The organism is Martinezella rhizogenes, assembly GCF_007002745.1.
Taxonomy (GTDB): Bacteria; Pseudomonadota; Alphaproteobacteria; order Rhizobiales; family Rhizobiaceae; genus Agrobacterium; species Agrobacterium cucumeris.
Genome location: NZ_SGNY01000009.1, coordinates 69,123 through 94,083, shown reverse-complemented (window position 1 = coordinate 94,083; position 24,961 = coordinate 69,123). Strand labels below are relative to the sequence as shown.

Annotated in this window: 23 protein-coding genes; 18 read left to right on the top strand and 5 right to left on the bottom strand. The window is 60.6% G+C overall.

The annotated features are described in order from the left end of the window. Nucleotides 1-2: 2 nt before the first annotated feature. Nucleotides 3-536, bottom strand: a complete 534-nt coding sequence (locus tag EXN68_RS22165; RefSeq protein ID WP_142842894.1) for a cytochrome c oxidase subunit 3 family protein — start codon at nucleotides 534-536, stop codon at nucleotides 3-5. 137 nt (nucleotides 537-673) lie between these two features. On the opposite strand from EXN68_RS22165, the gene EXN68_RS27700 reads away from it, so the two are divergent. After that, complete coding sequence (locus EXN68_RS27700) at nucleotides 674-829, top strand: hypothetical protein (RefSeq protein ID WP_003520964.1); 156 nt, start codon at nucleotides 674-676, stop codon at nucleotides 827-829. 12 nt (nucleotides 830-841) lie between these two features. Further along, nucleotides 842-1,519 carry an NnrU family protein gene (locus EXN68_RS22155; RefSeq protein WP_142842893.1) on the top strand — a complete coding sequence of 226 codons (678 nt, stop codon included), beginning with the start codon at nucleotides 842-844 and terminating at the stop codon, nucleotides 1,517-1,519. A gap of 4 nt (nucleotides 1,520-1,523) precedes the next feature. Here the strand turns inward: EXN68_RS22155 and EXN68_RS22150 are convergent, their stop codons facing one another. The 3 genes from EXN68_RS22150 to EXN68_RS22140 are packed head-to-tail and all read right to left on the bottom strand — an operon-like array spanning nucleotide 1,524 to nucleotide 4,032. Beyond that, nucleotides 1,524-2,114: a UbiX family flavin prenyltransferase gene (locus EXN68_RS22150; protein WP_142842892.1), complete on the bottom strand. Its 591-nt coding sequence runs from the start codon at nucleotides 2,112-2,114 to the stop codon at nucleotides 1,524-1,526. Beyond that, a complete protein-coding gene (locus tag EXN68_RS22145; RefSeq protein ID WP_161991448.1) occupies nucleotides 2,111-3,625 on the bottom strand; it encodes a UbiD family decarboxylase in 1,515 nt (504 codons plus the stop codon). The genes EXN68_RS22150 and EXN68_RS22145 overlap by 4 nt, the downstream gene beginning before the upstream one ends. Nucleotides 3,626-3,681: 56 nt before the next feature. Further along, a complete protein-coding gene (locus tag EXN68_RS22140) occupies nucleotides 3,682-4,032 on the bottom strand; it encodes a DUF488 domain-containing protein (RefSeq protein WP_142842891.1) in 351 nt (116 codons plus the stop codon). A gap of 149 nt (nucleotides 4,033-4,181) precedes the next feature. Here EXN68_RS22140 and ubiT point away from each other — a divergent pair, with 149 nt between their 5' ends. The 15 genes from ubiT to EXN68_RS22065 all read left to right on the top strand — a co-directional run bounded on the left by ubiT (nucleotide 4,182) and on the right by EXN68_RS22065 (nucleotide 17,800). After that, a complete protein-coding gene (ubiT, locus tag EXN68_RS22135; RefSeq protein WP_142842890.1) occupies nucleotides 4,182-4,697 on the top strand; it encodes a ubiquinone anaerobic biosynthesis accessory factor UbiT in 516 nt (171 codons plus the stop codon). Beyond that, on the top strand, nucleotides 4,688-5,665 hold the full coding sequence (ubiU, locus tag EXN68_RS22130; protein WP_142842889.1) for a ubiquinone anaerobic biosynthesis protein UbiU: 978 nt from the start codon (nucleotides 4,688-4,690) through the stop codon (nucleotides 5,663-5,665). The genes ubiT and ubiU overlap by 10 nt, the downstream gene beginning before the upstream one ends. Nucleotides 5,666-5,670: 5 nt before the next feature. Then, nucleotides 5,671-6,609 (top strand): ubiquinone anaerobic biosynthesis protein UbiV, encoded by a 939-nt coding sequence (ubiV, locus tag EXN68_RS22125; protein ID WP_142842888.1) that lies wholly within the window; start codon nucleotides 5,671-5,673, stop codon nucleotides 6,607-6,609. Continuing rightward, entirely contained in the window at nucleotides 6,606-6,989 is a 384-nt protein-coding gene (locus tag EXN68_RS22120) for a hypothetical protein (RefSeq protein WP_142842887.1), read from the top strand. The genes ubiV and EXN68_RS22120 overlap by 4 nt, the downstream gene beginning before the upstream one ends. 97 nt (nucleotides 6,990-7,086) lie before the next feature. Further along, entirely contained in the window at nucleotides 7,087-9,240 is a 2,154-nt protein-coding gene (locus EXN68_RS22115) for a TonB-dependent receptor family protein (RefSeq protein ID WP_142842886.1), read from the top strand. A gap of 19 nt (nucleotides 9,241-9,259) precedes the next feature. Then, nucleotides 9,260-10,243 (top strand): ABC transporter substrate-binding protein, encoded by a 984-nt coding sequence (locus EXN68_RS22110; RefSeq protein ID WP_142842885.1) that lies wholly within the window; start codon nucleotides 9,260-9,262, stop codon nucleotides 10,241-10,243. Between the two features lie 5 nt (nucleotides 10,244-10,248). After that, nucleotides 10,249-11,058 carry an ABC transporter permease gene (locus EXN68_RS22105; RefSeq protein ID WP_142842884.1) on the top strand — a complete coding sequence of 270 codons (810 nt, stop codon included), beginning with the start codon at nucleotides 10,249-10,251 and terminating at the stop codon, nucleotides 11,056-11,058. Continuing rightward, nucleotides 11,055-11,807: an ATP-binding cassette domain-containing protein gene (locus tag EXN68_RS22100; RefSeq protein WP_142842883.1), complete on the top strand. Its 753-nt coding sequence runs from the start codon at nucleotides 11,055-11,057 to the stop codon at nucleotides 11,805-11,807. Before EXN68_RS22105 ends, EXN68_RS22100 begins: the two co-directional genes overlap by 4 nt. Then, nucleotides 11,804-12,991 (top strand): NnrS family protein, encoded by a 1,188-nt coding sequence (locus EXN68_RS22095; protein WP_142842882.1) that lies wholly within the window; start codon nucleotides 11,804-11,806, stop codon nucleotides 12,989-12,991. Before EXN68_RS22100 ends, EXN68_RS22095 begins: the two co-directional genes overlap by 4 nt. Nucleotides 12,992-13,189: 198 nt before the next feature. After that, nucleotides 13,190-13,375: a periplasmic nitrate reductase, NapE protein gene (gene napE / locus EXN68_RS22090; protein WP_046800942.1), complete on the top strand. Its 186-nt coding sequence runs from the start codon at nucleotides 13,190-13,192 to the stop codon at nucleotides 13,373-13,375. A 6-nt stretch (nucleotides 13,376-13,381) separates the two neighbouring features. Beyond that, nucleotides 13,382-13,882 carry a ferredoxin-type protein NapF gene (locus EXN68_RS22085; protein WP_142842881.1) on the top strand — a complete coding sequence of 167 codons (501 nt, stop codon included), beginning with the start codon at nucleotides 13,382-13,384 and terminating at the stop codon, nucleotides 13,880-13,882. Next, nucleotides 13,875-14,162, top strand: coding sequence for a chaperone NapD (locus EXN68_RS22080; protein ID WP_052819247.1), 288 nt, complete (start codon nucleotides 13,875-13,877; stop codon nucleotides 14,160-14,162). The genes EXN68_RS22085 and EXN68_RS22080 overlap by 8 nt, the downstream gene beginning before the upstream one ends. Continuing rightward, nucleotides 14,137-16,641, top strand: coding sequence for a periplasmic nitrate reductase subunit alpha (gene napA / locus EXN68_RS22075; protein ID WP_142842880.1), 2,505 nt, complete (start codon nucleotides 14,137-14,139; stop codon nucleotides 16,639-16,641). The genes EXN68_RS22080 and napA overlap by 26 nt, the downstream gene beginning before the upstream one ends. Then, nucleotides 16,611-17,102, top strand: coding sequence for a nitrate reductase cytochrome c-type subunit (locus EXN68_RS22070; protein WP_142842879.1), 492 nt, complete (start codon nucleotides 16,611-16,613; stop codon nucleotides 17,100-17,102). Before napA ends, EXN68_RS22070 begins: the two co-directional genes overlap by 31 nt. Before the next feature lie 2 nt (nucleotides 17,103-17,104). After that, entirely contained in the window at nucleotides 17,105-17,800 is a 696-nt protein-coding gene (locus EXN68_RS22065; RefSeq protein ID WP_269702659.1) for a NapC/NirT family cytochrome c, read from the top strand. Nucleotides 17,801-17,830: 30 nt separating this feature from the next. Here EXN68_RS22065 and EXN68_RS22060 read toward each other — a convergent pair whose 3' ends face one another. After that, nucleotides 17,831-18,691 (bottom strand): LysR substrate-binding domain-containing protein, encoded by an 861-nt coding sequence (locus EXN68_RS22060; RefSeq protein ID WP_142842877.1) that lies wholly within the window; start codon nucleotides 18,689-18,691, stop codon nucleotides 17,831-17,833. A gap of 252 nt (nucleotides 18,692-18,943) precedes the next feature. On the opposite strand from EXN68_RS22060, the gene EXN68_RS22055 reads away from it, so the two are divergent. Then, entirely contained in the window at nucleotides 18,944-24,880 is a 5,937-nt protein-coding gene (locus EXN68_RS22055; protein ID WP_161991446.1) for an Ig-like domain-containing protein, read from the top strand. Nucleotides 24,881-24,961 lie beyond the last annotated feature (81 nt).

Here is a 24,961-nt window from a genome sequence, read left to right as displayed (position 1 = left end):
TGTCAAACCAGATAGATGATGGGAAAAATGACGATCCAGACCAGATCGATGACATGCCACAGCGTCGTCACCAGCGTGACGTTCTCGTTTTTCGGGAAGACTGCGACGAGAAACAGCAGCACGGCCACGAAGACGACATGCAGCAGATGGAAGCCGGTGAGCAGGAAATAGAGCTCGAAGAAAGCGCCATAGGCTGGATCTGACGCGAAGGCGATTTCGGTGGAATATTCATGGAGCTTCACTCCGACGAAAACGAAGCCCAGTAGGCCGGCAAGGACAAGCGCCCGCCTTTTGCTCGGCAGCGCGGTGTGGCGGCTGGCCGCGACGGCCGCCTGCCAGCCGCTTGCCAGCAAAATCAGGGTGTTGAGGCCGGCAAGTTGTGGCTGCAGATGCTGGCGCGCGGCGGCGAACGCATCAGGGTTGAGCGCGAAGGCAATGATGAAGGCGCCGGTCAGCGCGCCGAAAGCGGCAAGTTCGCTCCAGACCAGAATCCACAAAAGCAGGTTTCCGCTTTCCTCTTCCGTATTTATCGCCATGGTCTCGCCCGTAATTGTAAAACAGCAAGCCACGCTTAGGCGTCCTCAAACCCCGCTTCTTTGCGGTCGGTCAAAGAAGGGAGCGCGCAAAGCCCTATTGTCATGACAAAGCGCAACTCTGGAAAATGGAGCTTCCCATGAACGACGCGCAGGTCGGGCTGATTGTCGCAACCCCTATTATCATTGGCTTTGCGGTGCTGTTGTACCGTATGGGAGTGTTGCAGCGCATGGGCGCGGTTTCCGCCGTACTTGCCTCCGTTGCTATTGCTTCGGTGCTGTTCCTGAACCAGTGAGAAGGCAGTCGCATGCTTGAACTTGTCGCCGCTCTTTCGCTTTTTGTGGCGCTGCACTCCATCCCCGCCGTGCCCGCCGTGCGCGGCCGGTTGATTGCGGCGATCGGCCGGCCCGCCTATTTCGGGGCTTATTCCGTCGTCTCGCTTCTGGCGCTGGGCTGGGTGTTTTATGCTGCGCTGTCGGTGGATTATATTCCGCTCTGGGATGTCGCGCGCTGGCAGGCGCATGTCACCTTTCTGGCAGCGCCGATTGGCCTGTTTTTCGTGCTGGCCGGCCTTCTCAGCGTCAATCCGCTTTCCATTTCCGTGCGGCAGGGAGATAAACCGGGGGCAATCGTGCGCATCACGCGGCACCCGGTGCTTGTCGGTTTCCTGTTCTGGTCGCTCGGCCATGTCGTGCCGAATGGCGACCTGCGTTCCGTTATTCTCTTCGGTGGCTTTGCGCTGTTTTCGCTTGGCGGGATGGCGATGACTGAAAAACGCGCGCGGAAAAGACTGGGTAATGCGTGGAGCGCGGCGGCTGCTAAAAACGCAACGATCCCTTTCGCAGCAATCCTTTCCGGCAAGACGCGCCTCGCCGTGGACGGGCCGATGCTGCTAGCCGCGGTACTGACAGGGTTAACGGTCTGGTGGCTGCTGGCCGGCGGCCATGCCGCGCTCTTTGGCGCAGACCCCATGGCCTATTTCTGATCGCTCACGATGTCTTCACCACATGCGGCTGCCATATCGGCGCCTGCGGTGCGGGCGCGATACCGAGCTGATCGATAGCGCGGGCGGCGAGCTGATCGACAATATCGAAGACGCTTTCCGGCCTGTTGTAAAAGGCCGGCATCGGCGGCATGACGATCGCACCGGCCTCCGTGACAGTGCACATATTGCGCAGATGGATGAGATGCAGCGGCGTCTCGCGGGTCATCAGCACCAGCTTTCGGCGTTCTTTCAAATGCACATTGGCAGCGCGGGTAAGAAGATTGTCCGAAAACCCGGTTGCAATGGCGGCCAGCGTCCGCATGGAGCAGGGCGCGATAATCATGCCCGCCGTCGGGAAGGAACCGCTGGCGATTGCCGCACCGATATCATCGATGGCATGATTGACGCTGGCGAGCGACAACATCCGCCCCATGGCTTGCGCACCTTCCTCATGCAACACCGTACGCTTGGCCGATTGCGACAGGACAAGATGGATTTCGACGTTTTTCATGACGGCGAGACGCTCGATGATGCGCAGCGCAATGCTGGCGCCCGAGGCACCGGTGACGCCGACCACGACGCGGCACGGGTTCATGGTCGTTCTCCAAGGCCAAGATCACGCCACATCAGATCCACCTTTGCGATGACGTCAGGCGTCATGGAGAGCACGCGACCCCATTCGCGCTCCGTTTCCGGCGGTAGCTTGCGGGTGGCGTCCAGACCCATCTTGCCGCCGAGGCCGGCTTTCGGCGAGGCGAAGTCGAGATAATCGATCGGCGTATCGTTGATGATCGTTGTATCGCGCGAGGCATCGAAACGGGTAGAAAGCGCCCAGATGACATCCGCCCAGCTGTGCACATTGATGTCGGGATCGACCAGAATGATAAGCTTCACATAGCTGAACTGCGGCAGCATCGACCACAGGCCCATCATCACCCGTTTTGCCTGGCCGGGATAACGCTTGTCGATGGACGCGACCATGACGCGGTAGGAACAGGCCTCCGGCGGCATCCAGAGATCGACGATTTCCGCAAACTGCCTTTTGACGAGCGGCAGGAAAATCTCGAGCATGGCTTCGCCGAGAACCGAGGGTTCATCCGGCGGCCGGCCGGTATAGGTGGAAAGATAGATCGGGTCGCGGCGCATGGTGATGGCCGACAGCGTCATGATCGGAAAGGCTTCGACGGAATTGTAATAGCCGGTGTGGTCGCCATAGGGGCCTTCCATTGCCGTTTCCGTTGCTGAGACGGTGCCTTCCAGCACGATCTCGGCATTGGCGGGCACCGGCATCGGCACCGTCAATGCCTTCGCGATGCGGCTCTTCGAACCGCGCAGCAGGCCGGAAAAACCAAGCTCGCTGATATGTTCGGGAAGCGGCATGACGGCGGAAAGAATGGTGGCGGGATCAGTGCCGATAGCGACGGTTACGGGCATATCCAGCCCACGTGCCTGCCACAGCCGGTGGTGCTGCGCGCCGCCGCGATGCGCCAGCCAGCGCATGATCACCCTGTCCGGCCCCAGCACCTGCATGCGATAGATGCCAACATTGATATCGTCGGGATCATCAGGCGAACGGGTGATGACCAGCGGCCAGGTGATGAGCGGGGCCGGCTCGCCCGGCCAGCACCATTGCACCGGCAGGCGGGCAAGATCAACCGCATCGCCCGTCAGTACCTTTTCCTGCACCGGCGCGCGCGAGACGTTGCGTGGCCGCATGGACAGTGCTGCCTTCAGCAAAGGCAGCTTACCCCATGCCTCGGCCATGGATTTCGGCGGCCGTGGCTCGCGCAATTCGGCAAGCTTTTGTCCAAGTGCTGGCAGGCCGCCCGTTTCCAGCCCCAGCCCCCATTCGATGCGCTGCCGCGTGCCGAAGAGATTGGCAAGCAGCGGCATGTCCCGCACCTTGCCCTCATGGTCGACGGGTTGCTCGAACAGCAGCGCTGGCCCGCCATCGGCGAGCACGCGGCGGTGGATTTCGGTGATTTCGTGCACCAGCGAGACCGGCTGGCGGATTCGCCGCAGCTGCCCGCGTTCTTCCAGCAACCGGACGAAACCGCGCAGATCGGCTGCGTGGGCGGGTTTAGTTTCTGTTTTCTCGTCTCTCATGCCGCCTGTTTGCCGGTGGCGGTGCGGCATGTCCTTGCGCTGCCGCAAATGCGGCTTCAGTGCGAACGAAGATAGTCGGCAAGAACGAGGGCGTGGTTGTGTTCGGTATCATGGGCGGCGTAAAGCAGCGTGACGCGGCCTTTCGCCATCAGCTCCTTCATGCGCGCCACGGCATCGGGATTGGCGGCCAGCTCCTCATGATAGTGCCGGGTGAATTCGGCAAAACGCGACGGCATATGCGAGAAATTCTTGCGCAATTCGTTGCTGGGCGCGATTTCCTTCATCCACAGCGAAAGCTGTGCGGTTTCCTTGCGCATGCCGCGCGGCCACAGCCGGTCCACCAGAATGCGTGCGCCGTCATCACCGCTGGCGGCATCGTAAATCCGTTTGATCCTTATATCGGACATGGGCGGCCTCCTTCGCTTCGCAAGTGAATGATTTATAGCGGCTTTTGTGAAGCTGCACCCGAAAATCTCTCTGTCTTTGCGTTCGCTCAAACCGGTGTCGGCGCGCTGCGGATAGGGTCCTGTCCGCAACTGACCTGACAGGACCATTTATGAGACCGTTTCCCGCCGCCATCGCTACCCCCATGAATTTTCTACCCCTTGCCGTGGTGCAGCGAGCGACGGCGGCGATACTGGCGCAGATCATGAAGCGGCACCCGGATATGTTCGGCCGGCTCGGTGAGCATAGCGGCAAACGCTATGCCTTCCTGCCGGTCGATCTGCCCTTCGCCTTCATGGTCGAGCCGGCGCGTCCCGCCATCACCGTCAGCCGCAAGGGCGGCCTGCCGAAGGCGGATGCAGCGGTGAAGGGGCCGCTTTTCATGCTGCTGGCGCTGATGGAGGGGCGGCAGGATGCCGATGCGCTGTTCTTTTCGCGGGATCTCAGCGTGACCGGCGACATGGAGGCGATGCTGGCACTGCGCAATGCGCTCGATGACAGCAGCATTGATCTGCCGCGCGATCTCGGTGCCGTTGCCGGGCCTTTCGCGCCTGCCGTAACGGGCCTTGCAAACCGCCTGCGCGGCCATGTTCTATCCGAAACGCGTGGAGGTGCGGCATGGAGCTGATCTGTCCTGCGGGAACGCCCGCCGCCTTCCGCGAGGCCGTCGATGCCGGCGCGGATGCCGTCTATTGCGGCTTTCGCGATGAAACCAATGCCCGCAATTTTCCCGGTCTAAATTTTTCCCGCGAAGAGCTTGCCGAAGCCATCGCCTATGCGAAGAAGCGCGGCGTCCAGACTTTCGTCGCGCTCAACACCTTCATGCGCGCGGGCAATGAGGATATCTGGTATCGCGGTGCGGCCGATGCCGTGAAGGCGGGGGCGGATGCGCTGATCCTTGCCGATTTCGGTCTGATGGCGCATGTGGCGGAACACCACCCGCAGCAGCGCATCCATGTCTCCGTGCAGGCCTCCGCCTCCAATGCGGACGCTGTGAACTTTCTCGTCGATGCCTTCGGTGCGAAACGTGTGGTGCTGCCGCGCACGCTGACGATTTCCGACATCGCCCGGCTGGCGCGGCAAATCCGCTGCGAGATCGAAATCTTCGTATTTGGCGGCCTCTGCGTCATGGCGGAGGGGCGCTGCTCGCTGTCGTCTTACGCCACTGGAAAATCACCCAACATGAACGGCGTCTGCTCGCCAGCAAGCCATGTGCGTTATCGGCAGGACGGGCAGGAGCTGGTGTCTGAACTCGGCGACTATACCATCAACCGCTTTCCGGAAGGCGAAGCAGCGGGTTATCCGACGCTCTGCAAGGGCCGTTTCGAGATTGCCGATGACAAGTCCTATGCCTTTGAGGACCCGGTGTCGCTTGATGTGATGGACCAGATCGATGCGCTGCGCGAAGCGGGGGTCAGCGCGCTGAAGATCGAGGGCCGCCAGCGCGGCAAGGCCTATGTGGCGGAAGTGGTTTCCACCCTGCACCGGGCGCTGGCCGCCAGTGCCGAAGAGCGGGGAAGGCTGCTCTCACGCCTGCGACTGTTAAGCGAAGGCCAGCGCACAACTGTCGGCGCTTATGAGAAACGCTGGAGATGATGGCGATGGCACACACAGCAAAGGCCACATTGGCGCTTGGCCCGGTCCTCTATCTCTGGCAGGGCGAAAAATGGCGCGATTTTTACTTCCGCATCGCCGATGAAGCGCCCGTCAGTCATGTCTATCTCGGCGAAACCGTCTGTTCCAAACGGTTTCATTTTACCGAACCGCATCTGGCCGAGGTGATCGAGCGGCTGGAGAGTGCCGGAAAGCAGGTGATCCTCTCGACGCTTTCACTGGTGACGCTGGAGCGCGAAAGCCGCCAGCTGCGCGGCTTGATCGCCGATAGCCCCTATCCGGTCGAGGCGAACGATCTTTCCGCGCTCGGCATGTTGCACGGCACGCCGCATGTCGTCGGGCCGATGGTGAATGTCTATAATGCCGCCACCGCGCGGTTGCTCGCCTCGCGTGGGGCAAGCGCCATCTGCCTGCCGCCGGAACTGCCGGTGACCTCGGTGGAGCGCATCGTGGCGGAAACACCGGATGTGGACTTCGAAGTCTTCGCCTTCGGCCGCCTGCCGCTCGCCATTTCCGCACGCTGCGCCCATGCTCGCGCCAAGGGCAATATCAAGGATAATTGCCAGTTCGTCTGCGGTGACGACCCGGATGGATTACCGGTGCGCACGCTTGACCGGCAGTCGTTTCTGGCGCTGAACGGCGTACAGACGGTGTCGCACACCTGCCAGTCGCTGCTTGGCGAATTGCAGGATCTGGCGGCCGCTGGCATCGCCCGATTCCGGCTGTCACCACAGGATTGCGACATGGTGGCGGTGGCGCAGATCCATGACGATGTTCTGGCCGGCAGGCGGGATGCGACAGATGGTCTTGCACATCTCGGGCAAATCTATCCGGACGTGCCTTTTTCCAATGGTTTCCACCACGGGCAGGAAGGGGCGGCCTGGATCGCCCGCGCCCGCAATACGGCGCATGGGGTGAATGCATGACGATGAACAGGCAAGAGCCGCAATCGCTGCCTGTGGCAGCGCCGGGCGGGGCGGATATCGCTGCTGCGATCCATCTGGTGCGCAACGTGGTTTTGCAGAGCGCACTCGATTGCGGCTGCCGTGACAAGGTCCATGAGGCCTTGCGCGAGCTTGAGGATTTCGAGCGCCAGCGCAATATCGTCAAGCTTCTGGCCGCCGCCCGCGAAGAGCGGCGCAAGATCGGGCTTCTGACCGAGATGCTGGCGGATTTTGCCGAGGACGATACGGTCGATGAAGGCATCGTCGAAACGGCGAGCCTGATGTTTCTCGACATCGCCGCCGCCGCTCAGGAAGGATCGCGAATCCTGCGCGACGCCCTGTCTCTTAAAACATGTAAATAAAACTCATGTTTTTGGTGTTGTTTGATCCAGCGCAAAGAGGCCTTTCTTGCAAAATGTCATCCCCGGTACACGCAGGTTATGACTGAAGGGGTGGCATATGCGGGTGCTGAAGGCGGGGTTTTTCACGATAACAACGGGTTTGATGGCAGGTGTTTCCGGTGTTGCGCTTGCGCAATCGGCCACACCGGGCTCGACCACGGTTCTGGAGACGATCACGGTTGAGGGGGCGAGATGGGCGGATGGCATGGAGCAGGCGCGCAAGCGTCTGAAGGCCATTCCGGGTGGTGTCTCCGCACTCCAGCCGCAGGACCAGACCTCGAAGGCCGTGCCGACGCTTGCAGATGCGCTTGCTTCGGCGCCCGGCGTGGTGGTGCAGCGCTTTTTCGGCGGCAATGACCAGCCGCGCATTCAGATCAGGGGCTCCGGGTTGCAGCAGAACCCGGTCGAACGCGGGGTTCTGGTGCTGAAGGACGGGTTGCCGATCAACCGTGCCGATGGTTCCTATATCGTCGGGCTCGCCAACCCCGGTCAGGCCAGCCTTATCGAAATTTACCGCGGTTACACCGCCAACCGGCTGGGGGCCAGCGTTCTGGGCGGGGCGATCAATTTTGCTTCGCCGGTGGAGAAGGGAACCAGCATTTCTGCCGGCGGCGGCAGTTTCGGTCAGGCAGATGCCTCGCTGCGCACTGGTTTTGATGCAGATCGCTTCGCTGCCGGTTTTTATGCCGATGTCAGCCGTCGCGACGGTTATCGCGTCTATAATGATTCCCGCCGGGTAAGTGTCGGCGGGGTGATCGAGGCGGAGGTGTCGGACGCCGTCAAGACGCGGGTTTTTGCCAGCTATACCGATCTGGGTTTTGACGTGGCGGGACCCCTGACGAAAAGCGCCATGGATGCTGATCCCAGACAGGTTTCGCCGGGCCTGCCAACCAGCCTCGGCCCGAATGTGATGCGTGACAAGCCACGCCGGGAGGCCAGCCAGTTCGTCATCGGCTCGCGCAGCTCGATCGAACTCGGCGATCATCTCTTCGATATCGGATTGGGTTACACCTACACCAGGGATATGTTCCGGTTCCCGGTCTCAAGCGGCGTTCGACGCACGGATGGCGGCGATGTGACGGGGCTGCTGCGTTATGCCTACCAGCCCGATGCCGAAGCCCTGCTGCCGCTTTTCGAAGCTTCGGCGCTCTATACCGTTGGTTCGGCGGAACGGACCTATCACATCAACCGGGCAGGGGGTGATGGTCCGGCCTTTTCCAGCAACGATCTGGATGCTTCGACGCTGTCTTTGAATGCGGGGCTGAATATTCCGCTTTCCGAAACGGTGACGCTGTCGCCATCGCTTTCCTACACCCATGCCACCCGTGACAATGATGATCTCTGGCAGGCTGCTACTCGTCCTAGGCTGAGCTTCGGACCGGGTGGCGCGGCCGCCTCTGCCGTGGCTGCGGCGGATACGAGCTATGAGCACAGCTACAGCGGCTGGTCTCCGGCACTCGGTATCAGCTGGCGCCCGGACGATAACAACATGCTGTTTGCCGCCGTTAGCCGCAGTTTCGAACCGCCGACCCATGACGATCTTCTCGGCACCACCGGCGGCACGCCGAATGCATCGCCCACCGGCTTTTCGACGCCCGATCTTGAGGCGCAGACGGCGACCACGGTCGAGGTCGGCTGGCGCGGCGAGCGCGGCTCGTGGAATATCGACGCCACCGCCTATTACTCCTGGGTGGAGAACGAATTGTTGAGCCTGCGCGACACGAGCGGTTCGCTGCTCTCCGCTTTCAACGCGGATGAAACCGTGCATGCCGGTCTGGAGCTTGGCGTTTCCGGCGAGGTGCTGGATGGTCTGACCGCTCGCCTGGCCTATGTGTTGCAGGATTTCCGCTTCCGCGACGATCCGGTGCGCGGTGACAACCGACTGGCCGGCGCGCCGCGCCATGTCGTCAACCTCGCCCTGCAATATGCCATTTTCGAACAATGGGATATCGGCGCGGTGCTGCAATGGGTGCCGTCCAGGACCCCGGTCGACAACATGAATACGATGTATGCCGATCCCTATGCCGTGGTCGATCTCAAGACTGAATATCGCGTCAATGACAGGTTCTCGATCTACGGCGCAGTCACCAACGTCTTCGACAAGACCTACGCCTCATCCACACTCATTCTCGACCAGGCAAGCGCCGGTCAGGCGGTCTATCTGCCGGGCGACGGGCGCGGATTTTATGCCGGTATCAAGGCGCGTTTCTGAACGCGGAAAGGATCTGATCATGACGAGTTACACACGACGCCGGGCGCTGTCGCTGCTTTCCGGGCTGACCGTTGCGGGCCTTGCTGCGCCGTCGATTTTGAAAGCAGAAGCTCCGCTTGTCTTTTACGGTCCGCCCGCAGCACCTTCGGCGGTTCTGGCGCATGCCGTAAAAGGCGGTTTCCTGAAGGATGTCGCGCCTGGGGCCGTCTTCAAGGCATGGAAAACGCCGGATGAAATGCGCGCCGCCGTCGCCTCCGGCTCCATGGGAGCGGTGGTGATGCCGAGTTACGGCGCTGCCAATCTCCATAATCGCGGCCTCGGCCTTGGGCTTTTGAACGTGCTGACAACGGGTCTGCTCTACATTGTGTCGAAGGACGAGACGCTGACGTCACTCGAAAGCCTTTCCGGCAAGACGCTGGCTCTGCCGTTCAAGAACGACATGCCCGATTTCGTTCTGCGCCGGCTGGTCGCTGAAAAAGGCTTGAAGCCCGGCGATATCAAGCTGGAATATGCCGCTTCGCCACCGGAAGCCGTGCAATTGCTGCTGACGGGGCGGGTAGATGCGGCCCTGCTGAGCGAACCGGCCGCGACCGCTGTGCTGATCAAGGCAAAGTCGTTTTTCATGACCGTTCACCGCACCATCGATGTCCAGAAGGAATGGGCAAAGGTGGCGGGCAAGCCGGAAATCCCGCAGGCGGGCCTCGCCCTGACGTCGCAGGTTCAGCAAAAGCTCGGCAAGGCGGGTATAGAGGCTTTGCAGGCAGGCATGGAAGCGGCACTTGCCAGTGCCACAGCTGACCCGCAAACGGCGGCCGCCGCCGCGGCCGATGCTCTCGGTTTCCCGCTGGAAATCATCACCGCCTCCTTCCCGACAAGCCATTTGTCGGCATTGAAGGCGAGTGCGGCACGCGCCGATCTCGAGGCATTTTACGACGAACTCGCCAAGGCCGACCCGGCGATCATCGGTGGCCGGCGGCCGGATGATGGCTTTTATCTGGTGTAGCGGGCATGAACCGCATTCTTGAAAGTCTTGGCTGGACCGGTCGCTATCTTTGGGCGGGCTGGGCGGGGCTTTCCGGCATTTTCTGTTTTCTCGCCGCCTGGCAGGCCGGACATGAGATTTACGGCTCCTTCATATTGCCCTCGCCGGGTGAGACTTTCGCGGCAATCGGGCTTCTGGCGGCGCGGCCGGATTTCTTCGCCATCCTGTCGCAAAGCGCCATCAGGGCATTGACCGGTTTTGCCATTGCCGCCGGCATCGGAACGGTTGCAGGCCTACTGGCAGGCTATTCATTCGCTGCCATGCGGCTGATGAAGCCTGTCGTCACCGTCCTGCTCGGCGTGCCGCCCATCGGCTGGATTGTGCTGGCGCTGATCTGGTTCGGCTCGTCGGGCGGCACGGCCGTCATGACCGTTGTCATTGCCTCGGCGCCCGTTTCCTTCGCGGGCGCGCTGGAAGGAGTGGCCAAGCGCGACCGTCAGCTGGAGGTGATGGCGCAGGCCTTTGGCGCTTCGTGGTTTTATCGGCTGCGCACCGTCACTATGCCGCATGTGCTTTCCTATCTCTTCCCGGCTTGGACGACCACGGCCGGAAGCGCCTGGAAAGTAACTGTCATGGCCGAGCTTCTGTCGAATTCCGGCGGCATCGGCGGTGAACTGGCCACCGCACGGGCGCTGTTCGATATCGCGCAGGTGAGCGCCTGGCTCACTATCACCGTCGCGCTGGCGCTCATCACCGATTACGGCCTGCTGCATCTGCTGCGCGAAGCGCTGGAACGCTGGCGCGCCGCCGGACTGCCATGGGGTGTCAAACGATGAGCGACCATTCCGCCTTGAGTTTCGAGCATGTCGGCCACGCCTTTCTCGGCCGCAGTCTGTTCGAGAATTTCGATCTCCGCATCGCACCGGGGGAAACCGTGGCCCTGCTCGGTCCCTCCGGCAGCGGCAAGACAACGATTTTGCAGATTGCGGCGGGTATCATCGATCCCGTTCGCGGCCGAGTGCGGCGCAATTACCGCAGGCAGGGCCTGGTGTTTCAGGAGCCGCGATTGCTGCCTTGGATGACGTTGATCGACAATATCGCCTATGGTCTCGCTGCCGCGGGCATGCCGAAACGGCAGCGGCGGGAAACAGCCGGGCAGTTTGCCCTGGAAGTTGGTCTGGAAGAGACGGATTTTCACAAATATCCGGTCGAGCTTTCCGGCGGCATGCGCCAGCGTGCCGGGGTGGCGCGGGCGCTCGCGGTTGAGCCGGACATGCTGTTTCTGGACGAACCCTTCAGTGCTGTTGATGTCGGCCTGCGCCGGCATTTGCAGGAACTTCTCGTGGATGCCGCTCGTCGGCGTGGTTTCTCCACGCTTCTCGTCACGCATGATCTTCATGAAGCGCTGTTGGTGGCCGACAGGCTGATCGTGCTCTCAGGCGTCGATGGCCGCGTTGTTGCCGCACATACTCCGGCCGGTTCGCCGGGGCGGCGCATGGCGCGCGCAGTGTTCGACGAAGTGGAATTCCTGTCCGAGAGCCCGGCTTTCGCCGAATTGTTTTCGGCAAAGGAGCGGATGCGATGAGACAGCCACCAATCCTTTCGGAAGCCCTGCGGCTGTTTTTCCCTTTGGCCGCCCTGCATGGCGCGATCTGGCCGTTCTTGTGGGTCGTCATCGGCGGCTACGCCTTACCTTTTGCCGATGCCGTTCCGCCCTCGCAATGGCATGCCCATGAGATGATTTTCGGCACCTATGGCATGGCGCTCGCGGGTTTTCTCGGCTCGGCAGTGCCTGAATGGACCGATACGAAAGCGGCGGCGGGTCGCACACTTGTTTATTTTGCCGGTCTCTGGCTGCCGGGCCGCCTGATCGGTTTCGTGGGGGCCGATGGGTGGAGCCTGCTGGCGGGCTTTTTTGATCTGGCGTTTCTACTCGCGCTCTCCGTCCTTATCGGCAAGGCGATGCTCGTGCGGCGAACGACGAAACATCTGGCGTTCCTCGTCTGGCTCATTCTGTTTGCGGCGATGGAGACCGGCGTGCGCTATGCCTGGTGGATCGGTGATCTGGAACTCGCAGCCCGCTGTCTGGAGGCGGCGCTATGCATCTTTACCGTGCTGTTTTCGCTCTCGGCAGCGCGCATCAATGTGGTCGTCATCAATCTGGCGCTCGATCCGAGCGGCGAGACCACGCCTTACCGGCCCCATCCCGGCCGCCAGCACATGGCGGGCGCCATGGTGACGCTTTACATAGTGGCGAAACTCTTCTTTCCGGAAAGCGATGTCTGCGCCTGGTTGGCGCTTGCGGCCGGTGCGGCGTTTTTTGACCGACTGGCAGAGTGGTTCATCGGGTGTGCCGTCTTCAAGACCGAGGTGCTGCTGCTCGGCCTCGGCAATACCTTTGCCGGTGCGGGTTTTCTGGCGCTCGGGGCGGTGCGGCTCGGTTTTTCCGTCACGCCCGCCGCTGGCCTGCACCTGTTGTCGGTGGGCGCACTTGGCTGCGCCATCATGGCCGTGTTCATCATCGCCGGGCTGCGGCACACCGGACGCAACCTGACGCATCTGCCGTGGCAGGCGCATGGTGCCGCCGCCTTGATGGTGGCGGCCGGGCTGATCCGCATCCTGCCGGAATTCAATTTCGCAGCATTCCTGTCACCCTATCATCACGGCCTCAGTGCTATCCTGTGGGCGGCAAGTTTCGGGGTCTGGCTTCAGGGCTTCCTGCCCTTCATGCGTGCGCCCGGAGTTGATGCAGCGGGAGCTTGCGGCTGAGGCGCAACGTGCTCCTCCCGCCTTCGACGCTTTCGTGTGGCCTGATTATTTTTTCGGCAAAAGCGCAATATGAAATCAGTGACTTAGGCCAGCACTATTGATGAATGTTATTTCTAATAAATAATCAATAAAATCAAGTGGTTGAATATTTCTGCCTTTTGGCCGATGATAACTCGAACCGAACAGGGAAACGCGAATATGCCCAAAATAGTCGCGCCTCTACACGCAGATGGAAAGCCGAGCAGGACAAGGGAGCTTATTACCTTCGCCGTTCTGGCCTTTGGGATCTGGCCTGTGCTGGCGGTCGGATTTGTCGGAGCCTATGGCTTCATCGTCTGGATGTTCCAGATCATTTACGGGCCGCCGGGGCCGCCCGGCCATTGAGGGCGAATGACGATGCAAGTCTCTCTCAGCCGGCGTGATTTTCTGCGCGGCGGACAAAAACGGGAAACACGTATCTGTCCCCCCGGGGTCGCGTTGAGCGACCTCGCCGCCTGCAGCGGTTGCGCAAAATGCGTTGAAGCCTGTCCCACTGGCATCATCACCATGTCTGGTGGCTTGCCTTCGGTCGATTTCTCGGCCGGGGAATGCACCTTCTGCGGCAAATGCGCGGAAGCCTGTCCCGAGCCGGTTTTTGCCGTCCCTGCGGCGCAGCGCTTCGATCATGTCATGGCGATTGGCGATGGGTGTCTCGCCTTCGGCAATGTCGATTGTCAGGCCTGCCGCGATGCCTGTCCGACCGAGGCCATCCGGTTTCACCCCCGCCGCGGCGGCCCCTTCGTCCCCGAGCTTATTGAGGATGCCTGCACCGGCTGCGGGGCCTGTGTGTCCGTCTGCCCGACGGGTGTGATCAAGATCAAGGAAACAGCCACGGAGATGCAATATGCCTGAAAATACAGGCCGGTATCATGTCTCAAGCGCTGTAGTGGCGGTGATGCCGCAGATGCGGGACGCCGTGTTCGCAACGCTTTTAACGCTCGACAATGTCGAGGTTCATGGCGAGGGCAACGGCAAAATTGTCATCGTCATAGACGGCACGAGCACCGGCATGTTGGGCGATACGCTCACTTATATTTCGACACTCGACGGTGTGATTGCCGCCAACATGGTTTTCGAACACGTCGACACAGAGGAGACAGGCGGCGATGAGCAGCGAACTGACGCGGCGTGATCTATTGAAGGCCCATGCCGCCGGCATTGCGGCGGCAACGGCGGGCATTGCGCTGCCGGCCGCCGCCCAGCCGGTGCCGGGCGGTGTTTCCGCATTGCAGATCAAATGGTCCAAGGCGCCCTGTCGTTTCTGCGGCACAGGCTGCGGCGTCATGGTCGGTGTCAAGGAAGGTAAGGTTGTCGCCACCCATGGCGACATGCAGGCGGAGGTCAATCGTGGCCTCAACTGCATCAAGGGCTATTTCCTGTCCAAGATCATGTACGGCAAGGACCGGCTGCAAACCCCGCTTCTGCGCAAGAGAAACGGCATCTACGCCAAGGATGGCGAGTTCGAGCCGGTGAGCTGGGACGAGGCCTTCGACGTGATGGCGCAGCAGTGCAAGCGGGTGTTGAAGGAGAAGGGGCCGACAGCCGTCGGCATGTTCGGCTCGGGCCAGTGGACGATCTTCGAAGGTTATGCGGCAACCAAGCTGATGCGCGCCGGTTTCCGTTCCAACAATCTTGATCCCAATGCCCGTCACTGCATGGCTTCGGCCGCTTACGCCTTCATGCGCACCTTCGGCATGGACGAGCCGATGGGCTGTTACGACGATTTCGAACATGCCGATGCTTTCGTGCTCTGGGGCTCGAACATGGCGGAGATGCATCCCATTCTGTGGACCCGTATTGCCGACCGGCGTCTGGGCTTTGACCACGTGAAGGTGGCGGTGCTTTCGACCTTCACCCATCGCAGCATGGATCTGGCCGATGTTCCGATCATCTTCAAACCGGGTACGGACCTCGTTATCCTCAATTACATCGCCAACCACATCATCAAGACCGGCCGCGTCAACGAAGACTTCGTGAAGAACCACACGAAATTCGTGCGTGGTGTCACCGATATCGGTTATGGCCTGCGGCCCGACAATCCGGTGGAGGTGAATGCCGCCAATTCCGCCGATCCGACCAAGACGGAAGCGATCGATTTTGAGACCTTCACGGAATTCGTCTCCGAATACACGCTGGAAAAAACCGTTGCCATGACCGGGGTTGAAGCCGGTTTCCTGGAAGAACTGGCCGAGCTTTATGCCGACCCGAAACGCAAGGTCATGTCGCTCTGGACCATGGGTTTCAACCAGCATGTTCGCGGCGTCTGGGCCAACCAGATGGTCTATAATATCCACCTTCTGACCGGCAAGATTTCCGAGCCGGGCAACAGCCCGTTCTCGCTCACCGGCCAGCCATCGGCCTGCGGCACGGCGCGTGAGGTGGGAACCTTTGCCCACCGCCTGCCGGCCGACATGACGGTGACCAACCCGGAACACCGCAAACATGCCGAAGAAATCTGGCGCATACCGCACGGTGTCATCCCGGAAAAGCCGGGTTACCACGCCGTGCAGCAGGATCGCATGCTGCATGACGGCAAGCTGAATTTCTATTGGGTACAGGTCAACAACAACGTTCAGGCCGGTCCCAACACCAAGAACGAGACCTATCTCGGTTATCGCAATCCCGAAAACTTCATCGTGGTCTCGGATGCTTATCCGACCATCACCGCCATGAGCGCCGACCTCATTCTGCCGGCCGCCATGTGGGTGGAGAAGGAAGGGGCCTATGGCAATGCCGAGCGGCGCACCCATGTCTGGCACCAGCTGGTGGAGGCGTCGGGCGAGGCGCGTTCCGATCTGTGGCAGCTGGTGGAGTTTTCCAAGCGCTTCACCACCGACGAGGTGTGGCCGGCGGAACTGCTGGACGCCAATCCGGACTATCGCGGCAAAACGCTGTTTGAGGTTCTCTACAAAGATTGCGATGTCGGCAAGTTCCCGCTGAGCGAGATCAATGCGGATTATAAGAACCAGGAATCCACGGATTTCGGTTTCTACCTGCAGAAGGGTCTGTTCGAGGAATATGCCGCCTTCGGGCGCGGTCACGGCCACGATCTGGCGCCTTACGATGCCTATCACGAGGTGCGCGGCATGCGCTGGCCTGTGGTGGACGGCAAGGAAACGCTGTGGCGTTACCGCGAGGGTTACGACCCCTACGTCAAACCGGGTGAAGGCGTGAAGTTCTACGGCAACAAGGATGGCAAGGCGGTCATCATCGCCGTGCCTTACGAGCCGCCGGCGGAATCTCCCGATGAGGAATTCGACACCTGGCTGGTGACGGGCCGCGTGCTGGAGCATTGGCATTCCGGCTCCATGACCATGCGCGTGCCGGAACTCTACAAGGCCTTTCCCGGGGCGCGCTGTTTCATGAATGCCGCGGATGCGCGCAAGCGCGGGCTCAATCAGGGTGCGGAAATCCGCATCGTCTCGCGCCGTGGCGAAATCCGCTCCCGCGTGGAAACGCGCGGCCGCAACCGCATGCCGCCCGGCGTCATCTTCGTTCCCTGGTTCGACGCCAGCCAGTTGATCAACAAGGTGACTCTCGACGCAACCGATCCCATCTCCAAGCAGACGGATTTCAAGAAATGCGCAGTCAAGATAGAGCCAGTCGCATGATCAGGAAACACGGATGGATCGCCGCCACGCTTCTGGTCGTGGCGCTGGCGACGGGAGCCGTTGCGCAGATGGTGCCGGAATTGTCCGGCCCGCGCGGCGATGCCATGAGGACCGAGCCGGCCAAACCCCTGCCGAAATGGGTGATCGACGATTTCAGGCGCATGCGTGCCTATCCAGAGCAGCCGCCGGTCATCCCGCATTCGATCGACGGTTACCAGCTTTCTGTCAATACCAACCGCTGTCTGTCCTGTCACAAGCGCGAATTCACGCAGGACTCCGGCGCGCCGATGATCAGCGTCACCCATTACATGACGCGGGAAGGCCAGATGCTGGCGGATGTTTCACCACGTCGCTATTTCTGCACAGCCTGCCATGTGCCGCAGGCCGATACGCGGCCGCTCGTGCCCAACACCTTTCAGGACATGAGCGAAATGGGTGTCAAACCGGCGGGTAGCGAATGATGATCGCCCGTGTGAAAAAGCTCCTCGCCTGGCTGTGGGTGGTTCTGACGACGCCGGCCGCCACGCTCAGCCTTGCTTTTCTAACCCTCGGCGGCTTCGTTGGCGGGGTGATGTTCTGGGGCGCCTTCAACACCGCGCTTGAAATGACCAACAAGGAGGCCTTCTGCATTTCCTGCCACGAGATGCGGGCGAATGTTTATGAAGAGCTGACGCGGACGGTGCATTTCTCCAACCGTTCCGGCGTGCGCGCCTCCTGCCCGGATTGCCATGTGCCGCATGAATGGACGGACAAGATTGCCCGCAAGATGCAGGCTTCCAAGGAGGTCTGGGGCAAGATCTTTGGCACCATCGATACGCGCAAGAAGTTTCTCGACCATCGCCTTGAGCTTGCACAACACGAATGGTCGCGCCTCAAAGCCAATGACAGCCTGGAATGCCGCAATTGCCATTCCTCCGCCGCCATGGACTTTACCAAGCAGACGCAGCGTGCTGCCGACATTCATTCAAAATATCTGCTGACGGGCAAGGCCACCTGCATCGATTGCCACAAGGGCATCGCCCATGAATTGCCGAATATGGAAGGCATCGATCCCGGCTGGAAAATGCCGCCGGCGCTCAACGATGAACCGGGACAGACGGCGTCTGCGGTCGATGACTTGCGCCGCGCCATGAGCGATGTGCACAGGAACGTTTTCTGAGCATCAGATGCGGGGCATGGGAAGCCGGGGTCAGGCCCGTCCGGCTTCCTCGATGAACCGGCGCAATAGCGGCAGATGCCGCCTCTCGGCAAGGCAGACGGCGTATTCGTCGATCAGTTCGCGGGCGTCGCCCAGAGGAACGAAGGAAAGTCGCGCATCGTGGCCGAACTCCAGATCGGCGACCACACCGCACCCCACCCCGTTGGCAATCGCTTCCCGCACGCCTTCTCTGGAGGAGATTTCGATCACGGGCTGGATGGAGATGCCGTGATCGGCGAGGTTCTTTTCGAAGATTTCACGCGTGCGCGATCCACGCTCGCGCATGACGAAGGACAGGCCTTCCAGTTCGGCCATAAGGACGTTCTGCCGCGCAGCCAGCGGATGCGAGACGGGTACGCATAAACCAAGCCGCATGCTGAGAAATTTGACACCGTAAAGGCGCGGATCGTCGGGTGCGCGGGCGGTGATGGCGACATCGGCCCTGTAGTCGATGATCTGCTCCACCACCCGTGCCGAATTGTCGACCGAAAGGGAAAAGGTCAGCTGCGGCCGCTCGGCCTTCAGCCGTGAAAGAATGGGAAGCGGCAGGATGGGGCCATCGGCTGCAACGCGCAGGTGCCCGCCGGCGGCACTTTCCCCACCGCGAAGCAGGGCCTTCGCCTCATTTTCCGCCTGGAACAGGCGCGCGGTGATTTCGAACAGGCGTTCGCCCTGCGGACTGAGGCTCACCCCCCGCGGTTTTCTTTCCAGAAGGTTCACGCCGCTGATCGCCTCCAGTTCCCGAACATGGGCCGAAAGCGTTGACTGGCTTATCGCCATGTCCCGTGCAGCCTGGGAAAAACCGCCCGATTGCGCGACGATATGAAAGGCCTTCAGCTGCGTGGTCGACATGGGGTCCTGTTCTGCCGCCGGTCGACACGACTGGCGCCGATGCGGAGTAATTATCCGTGAAAACGCTGACAACTCCATGACGCCTGCGGGAAGGTTTCGTTTACCCCGCTGCGAAACCGATGGCGGGCATGGGAAAACGCTATGGCGCGTTTACACTTTGTTAGGAATTCGTCATCGGCGCGTTAGTCCCCGTCCTTAATCGTACCGGCATGGCCAAAGGGCCAACCCGTTTCACGCAAAAAGGCCAATGAGATGACGACCTCCCAAAATCCGATCGCCAATCCCATCGAATCCTCTTCCGACTGGCTGCTGGCCATTCCGCGGCTGTCGCAGCAACAGGGCATTCTGGTCTCGCCGAATGGTACCGGCATGGCGACGTCCTACAGCCTCGTTTATGACGTTTATTTCCCGAAGAATGGCTCCTCCGGTTGGATGCCATTTCTCCAGACCGACCTTACCAACGTCAGCGACGGTGATATTTTCGGCAAGGCAAGCGGTGACAGCTATGGTCTCGGCATCAGCAGCGATTATCGCGGCACCGCCAGACTGGACGCGTGGAACCGCATAGGCCTGACAATCGAAACGGACGCCAGCGGCGCGGTTTCGATGAAGAAATATATTAATGGGGAATTCGTCGCCGAGCAGAAGATTGCGGCATCCGGTGCTGGTCGCTTTGCCATCGACATGACCAAGGGCTTCCTGATCTTCTCTGACGAGGATGGTGAGACTTCGCCCGGTTATCTTAGCAATTTTCTGTTCCTCAAACAGGCTCTGACTGCTGACGAGGTATCCTATCTCGGAGGCCCCAAGGCCACTGGCATTTTGCCGGTCGAGATGAAGGTGGAGGCCGAAAAGGTTGGCGTCCTCGAAACCCGTTTCGCCGAAGGCTCGGCCTCACCGGTTATGGGAGGTGGTACAGTCACTGGTAAAGGCACGACCCTGGAATTTAAGACACCGGCTCAGGCCGGTATTCTTGCCATCGGTGAAAAACCCGCAGTCGATACGGCCGCAGTTATTAAAACGTCTGCGATCAAGGACATGATGGTTACGCCGGATACGGCGAATGTGACCATTGATCTGTCGAAGCATTTCTCCGGTGAGAAGCTCACATTTACGGTTCAGAACAGTAAGAACGAGACTGTGGATGCGGTATTGACGGACGGCAACAAGCTGACGCTCGATTTTGCCGCCCTTGGTCATTCCGATATCCGAGTGACGGCAACTGATAGCGCCGGCAAGAGCGTTACGGACGACTTCCGCGTGCGTGTCGCCGGCCCGAATGCCTACACCATCGCAGTGTTCCCTGACACGCAGGACTATACCTCCAATGACGGTATCAAGCACCTGTTCGGCGAGATGACGCAATGGCTGGTCGACAATCGCGATAGCCACAAAATCGTCTTCATGAGCCATGTCGGAGATATAACCCAGAACAACCGCCCGGCCGAATGGGACATCGCCGAACCGGCGCTGCGCAAGCTTGACGGTAAGGTGCCTTACGCGCTGCTTCCGGGCAACCACGATCAGGCTAATGGCGGAAGCGCGGCTGACCACACCTCCGTTGAACTGGACCGCCGCTTCTCTGCCGAAAAGCAAGCCGCGACCAATGCCGGCGTCTTCGGCGGCGCCTACGATCAGGAACAGGCCGCCGCGCGCAACACCTACAGCACCTTCACCGCGCCCGATGGCACCAAATGGCTGTCGATCTCACTCGAATTCGGCCCGCGCGACGACGTGATCCGCTGGGCGGGCGATGTCATCGAGAAATTCCCCGACCATCGCGTCATGCTGGCCACCCACTCGCTGACCAGCTATGCAACGCGCCAGGATAATCTGGCCCTGCCGCTTTACGACGAAGGTGCCGGTTACGACTACGGCATGCGCAACGACCAGCGCGGCGCAAACGATGGCGAATATGTCGCCCGTGCCCTGCTTGCCCGTTATCCGAACATCATCATGACCTTCTCCGGGCACATTTTCGGCGATGGCGCGGAAACCGACATCACGTACAACCAGTATGGCGAGCCAGTCTTCCAGTTTCTGGTCAACTACCAGAACGGTGTATCGCGTGAAATCACCGGAAACGGCGTCGAATCCCGCGGTAATAATGGCGGCAACGGTGCGATGCGCCTGATCACCATCGATCCCGACAATAACCGTATCACCACCGAAACCTATTTCACGGCCTTCGACGACTATCTCGACGGTTATCGCACCAAGCCGGAACTCGATCGCGATGGCCTGACCGGTTATTATCGCGGCCATCAGGAAGTGTTCGAGAACGTCCATGTCGGCCACGGCACGGCGCGCGCCATGGCTGAGGCCGGGGATGACATCGTCGCCAACGCCTCCACCGGCGCATCTTCCGCTGCTGTCTCTCTGTCGGCCGCAAAGTCGCTGTTGGCTGGTGAGATTCAAAGCTTCGTCTGGACAGATAAAAATGGCGACGTCGTTGCAGAAGGCAGGGAGGCTTCAGTTGATCTCGCTCTTGGCAAGCACAAGCTGACGCTCACGGCAACGGACGCCAATGGCGTCAAGACCACTGATAAAGTCGATGTTCTGGTACGCGGCGACCGCACCCTGCTCATTGAAAACTTCAACGACGGCAAAGCCGACGGCTGGGCCACCGATTTCGGGGCTGCCGATGGCAATACCGGCCGGTTCCTGCTGAAGGGCACGGTGTTTTCCCGTCCGACCGCGACCGCTGGTCTTGCCGCCCCAGAAGCCGCGCTTTTCGACCAGAGCGATGCGGCCGGCAACAAGCTCGTTTATATCGGCGCCCAGTCAGCGACCTGGAACGACTACGTCTTCGAGGCGACGCTGACGCAACTCGATAACGATGCGATGGGCGTCTACTTCTATTATAAGGACGCGAACAACTACTACCGCTTCGCCATGGATGGCGAAACGAACCGTCGCCAGCTCGTAAAGGTCGCCGACGGAAAGTCGGTCGTGCTTGCCGAGGTGAAGGAAGGCACGCCCTACAATATGGAAATTCCGCTGACCGTTGCGATGGTCGGCGGCTCCATCAACGTCTTCCTCGGTGACAAGAACGTCTTTGGCGGTCCTGTCGTGGATACGAACGCGCCGCTTTCCGGCGGCACCGTCGGCGTCTACTCCAGCGGCCAGCGGGCTTCGGTTTTTGACGATATCGTAGTGACGAAGGCCGTCACGACCGCGAAAGCAGGTATCGACCAGAGAACCTATGACATCGATGGCGACGGCAAGGCGTCCGTGACACTCGACGCATCAGGTTCTTTCGGGCCAGAGCAACTGACTGACTTCACCTGGACCGACCTCAAGGGCAATGTCGTCGCAACCGGTAAGAAGGCCGATGTCATCCTCGACGCGGGCGTGAATAAACTGCTCCTCAAGGTTACGGCTGCTAACGGTTCCATTTCAACCGATCGTATCGACATCACCGTCGTCGAAAGGACGAAAATCCTTGCTGCCGAGGATTTCTCTTCCGCCGCGGCAATGGCGCGTTTCAAGATCGTTGATGAGGGCGAGTTCGGCGGTATCGGGCCGGATGGCAAGTCGTCTGAATGGCTGATTTCCAACGGCAAGCTGCTTCAGACGACGGGACTTGCCAGCCGCGAACTGACCTGGAGCGGTGCAACCAACTCCGACTACTACAAGCGCGGATGGAGCCCGATGGGCGATGGCGTCAACGTGCTGCGTCTCGGCACCTATGCGCTGTTTCAGGATCCGGCGGCGCTTGCCTGGACGGATTATGCCGTTGAGGCGACGTTCCAGACCCCGGACAAGGACGGCCTCGGCTTCCTCTTCCGTTACCAGGACAGCAAGAATTACTACAAACTGGAACTTGATGCCGACGGCATTCTCGACCGTAGCCCCGGCAACGGCGCCGGCAGCATCTTCAACCTCGTACGCATGAAGAACGGCATCGAGGAAATTCTTGCCCAGGTTCCGGGCAAATACGAGCCCGGTCAGGCGATGAAGCTTCGCGCCGAAGTCGTCGGCGACAAGATCACAGCCTTCCTCAATGACGAGGCGCTGTTCGCTTATCCGATCGGTGACCGCGAACTCGATGCCGGTACCTTCGGTCTTTATTCCTGGGGCAATGCCGGTTTGACTTTCGACAATCTGACCGTCGTCGACCTGAAATCCGGGCTTGATGCAGGAAATATTATCAGCGGTACAGACGGCCACGACTTACTTGAAGCCAAAACCGCTGACGCGACCATCCTCGGCCACGACGGCAACGATACGCTCCTCGGCTCAACGGGCGATGATCGTCTGGACGGCGGCAATGGTGATGATGCGCTGATCGGTGGCGCTGGCCGTGACGGGCTCTCCGGCGGTGCCGGTGATGACAAGCTCTGGGGTGATGCCGGCGACGACATGATTTCAGGTGGTCTTGGCGATGATTTCATCGAGGGCGGCCGTGGCAACGATCTGCTGATCGGTGGCGATGGATCTGACCTTTATCGTTACGGGCGCGGTGATGGTTCCGACATCATCATCGAGGCTGCGCCGGCAGCTCGTGGGACCGATATTCTTTACCTGCACGATATCAACAGAAGCGAGGCTGTTCTGCGCAAATATGGCCAGTCCGTCGAAATCGAACTGGCGGGCGGCGAAAAACTGTCGCTGCGCAACCAGCTGGCGGATGGCGGTATCGAAATGCTGCGTTTCGCTGATGGTACAAACCTCGGCCGTGAGGCCATCACCAAGGGTCTCGTGAACCGGGGTCCGGCCGCGGTGTCCGAAACGCTTGCCGCGATCAATGAGGATGCCGTGTCCTTCCTCATTCCGTTCAGCGCCCTGCTTGCGAATGACAAGGACGCCGATCTGGACGTATTGGCAGTGGCCAGCGTTTTCCGTGTCATTGGCGGAACGGCGGTTCTGGAAGAAACCGGCATCCGCTTTACCGCGGCCGCCAATTTCAACGGCAAGGCGTCCTTCAGCTACAAGATCGCCGACGGTCGCGGCGGTTCTAGCGAAGCGACTGCGGCCTTCACCATCAAGCCGGTCAATGACGCGCCTGTCACCGCCTCCATCGCCGTGACAACCGACGAGGATATCGCCCTTAAAGGCACGGTCGTCGCCTCCGACGTCGATGGCGACACGCTTTCCTATGCCATCAAGACGGGCGCAAATGCCTCGAAGGGCACTGTCGCGATGGATGCCGCAACCGGTGAATGGACCTATACGCCGAACACAAATGTCAACGGAACCGACAGCTTCACGGTTGTCGTTTCTGACGGTAAGGGCGCCAGCGTCGAGAGCGTGGTGACCGTGACGGTCGCTCCCGTCAACGACGCGCCTGTTACTGTTGCAGACAGGATTGCGCTCCCCGAAAAGGATAAAGCCTCCTTCGATCTCGTCGCCAACGACACCGACGTGGAAGGCGACCGTCTTGCGCTCGTCAGCATCGCCGTGACGGCGGTTGCGGGCCTTGCCATAACCAATCAGCAGGCGGCTGCCGCTTTCTCGGTGGTGGACGGCAAGCTGATTGTCGATCCCTCCTCCGTTTTTGCTGCGCTGGAAGATGGGCAGCAGGCGACCGTGACGCTCAGCTACATGGTTCGTGACGCAAATGGCGGCGAAGCCGAGGGCACCACGACGGTCACGGTGGACGGCTATACCGAATACAACATCGTTGAAGGCGGTGGTGGCAATGACATGCTGATCGGGACCAGCCGCAAGGATATGCTCGAAGGCGGCGACGGTGACGACACGATGGTTGCCGGCGAAGGCAACGACATGGTGGATGCCGGAGCCGGTAACGACCGTGTTCTCGCCGGCGAGGGCAATGATGTGATCGACGGCGGCGCAGGCAATGACGTGCTGATGGGCGGATCCGGTAACGACGTTATAAGCGGTGGAGCCGGACACGACACGCTGAATGGCGGCGCAGGCGATGATACGCTGAGCGGTGGCACCGGCAATGATACCCTGACGGGTGGCAGCGGCGCCGACACCTTCGTCTTCGCCGCCGGTAATGGTCGCGATGTCGTCACTGACTTCGAGACCGGTGCCGAGGGCAAGGATGTCGTTCAGCTCTCGAAGGATGTCTTCTCGGACTACCAGGCACTCATCGCGTCCGGCTCCTTTACCAATGGGGAAAACGGCGCTGAGATTGCCTTCAACGACGGCTCTTCCATCACCTTCGCCAATGTGAAGACGGAACAATTCGCCATCGACGACTTCCGCTTCGCCTGAACCATGAAAGGCGCATCCGATCGGATGCGCCTTTTTTCGCTCGCAGGCATCTGTCACCGGCGCGTTATCGCCGGCTGATAT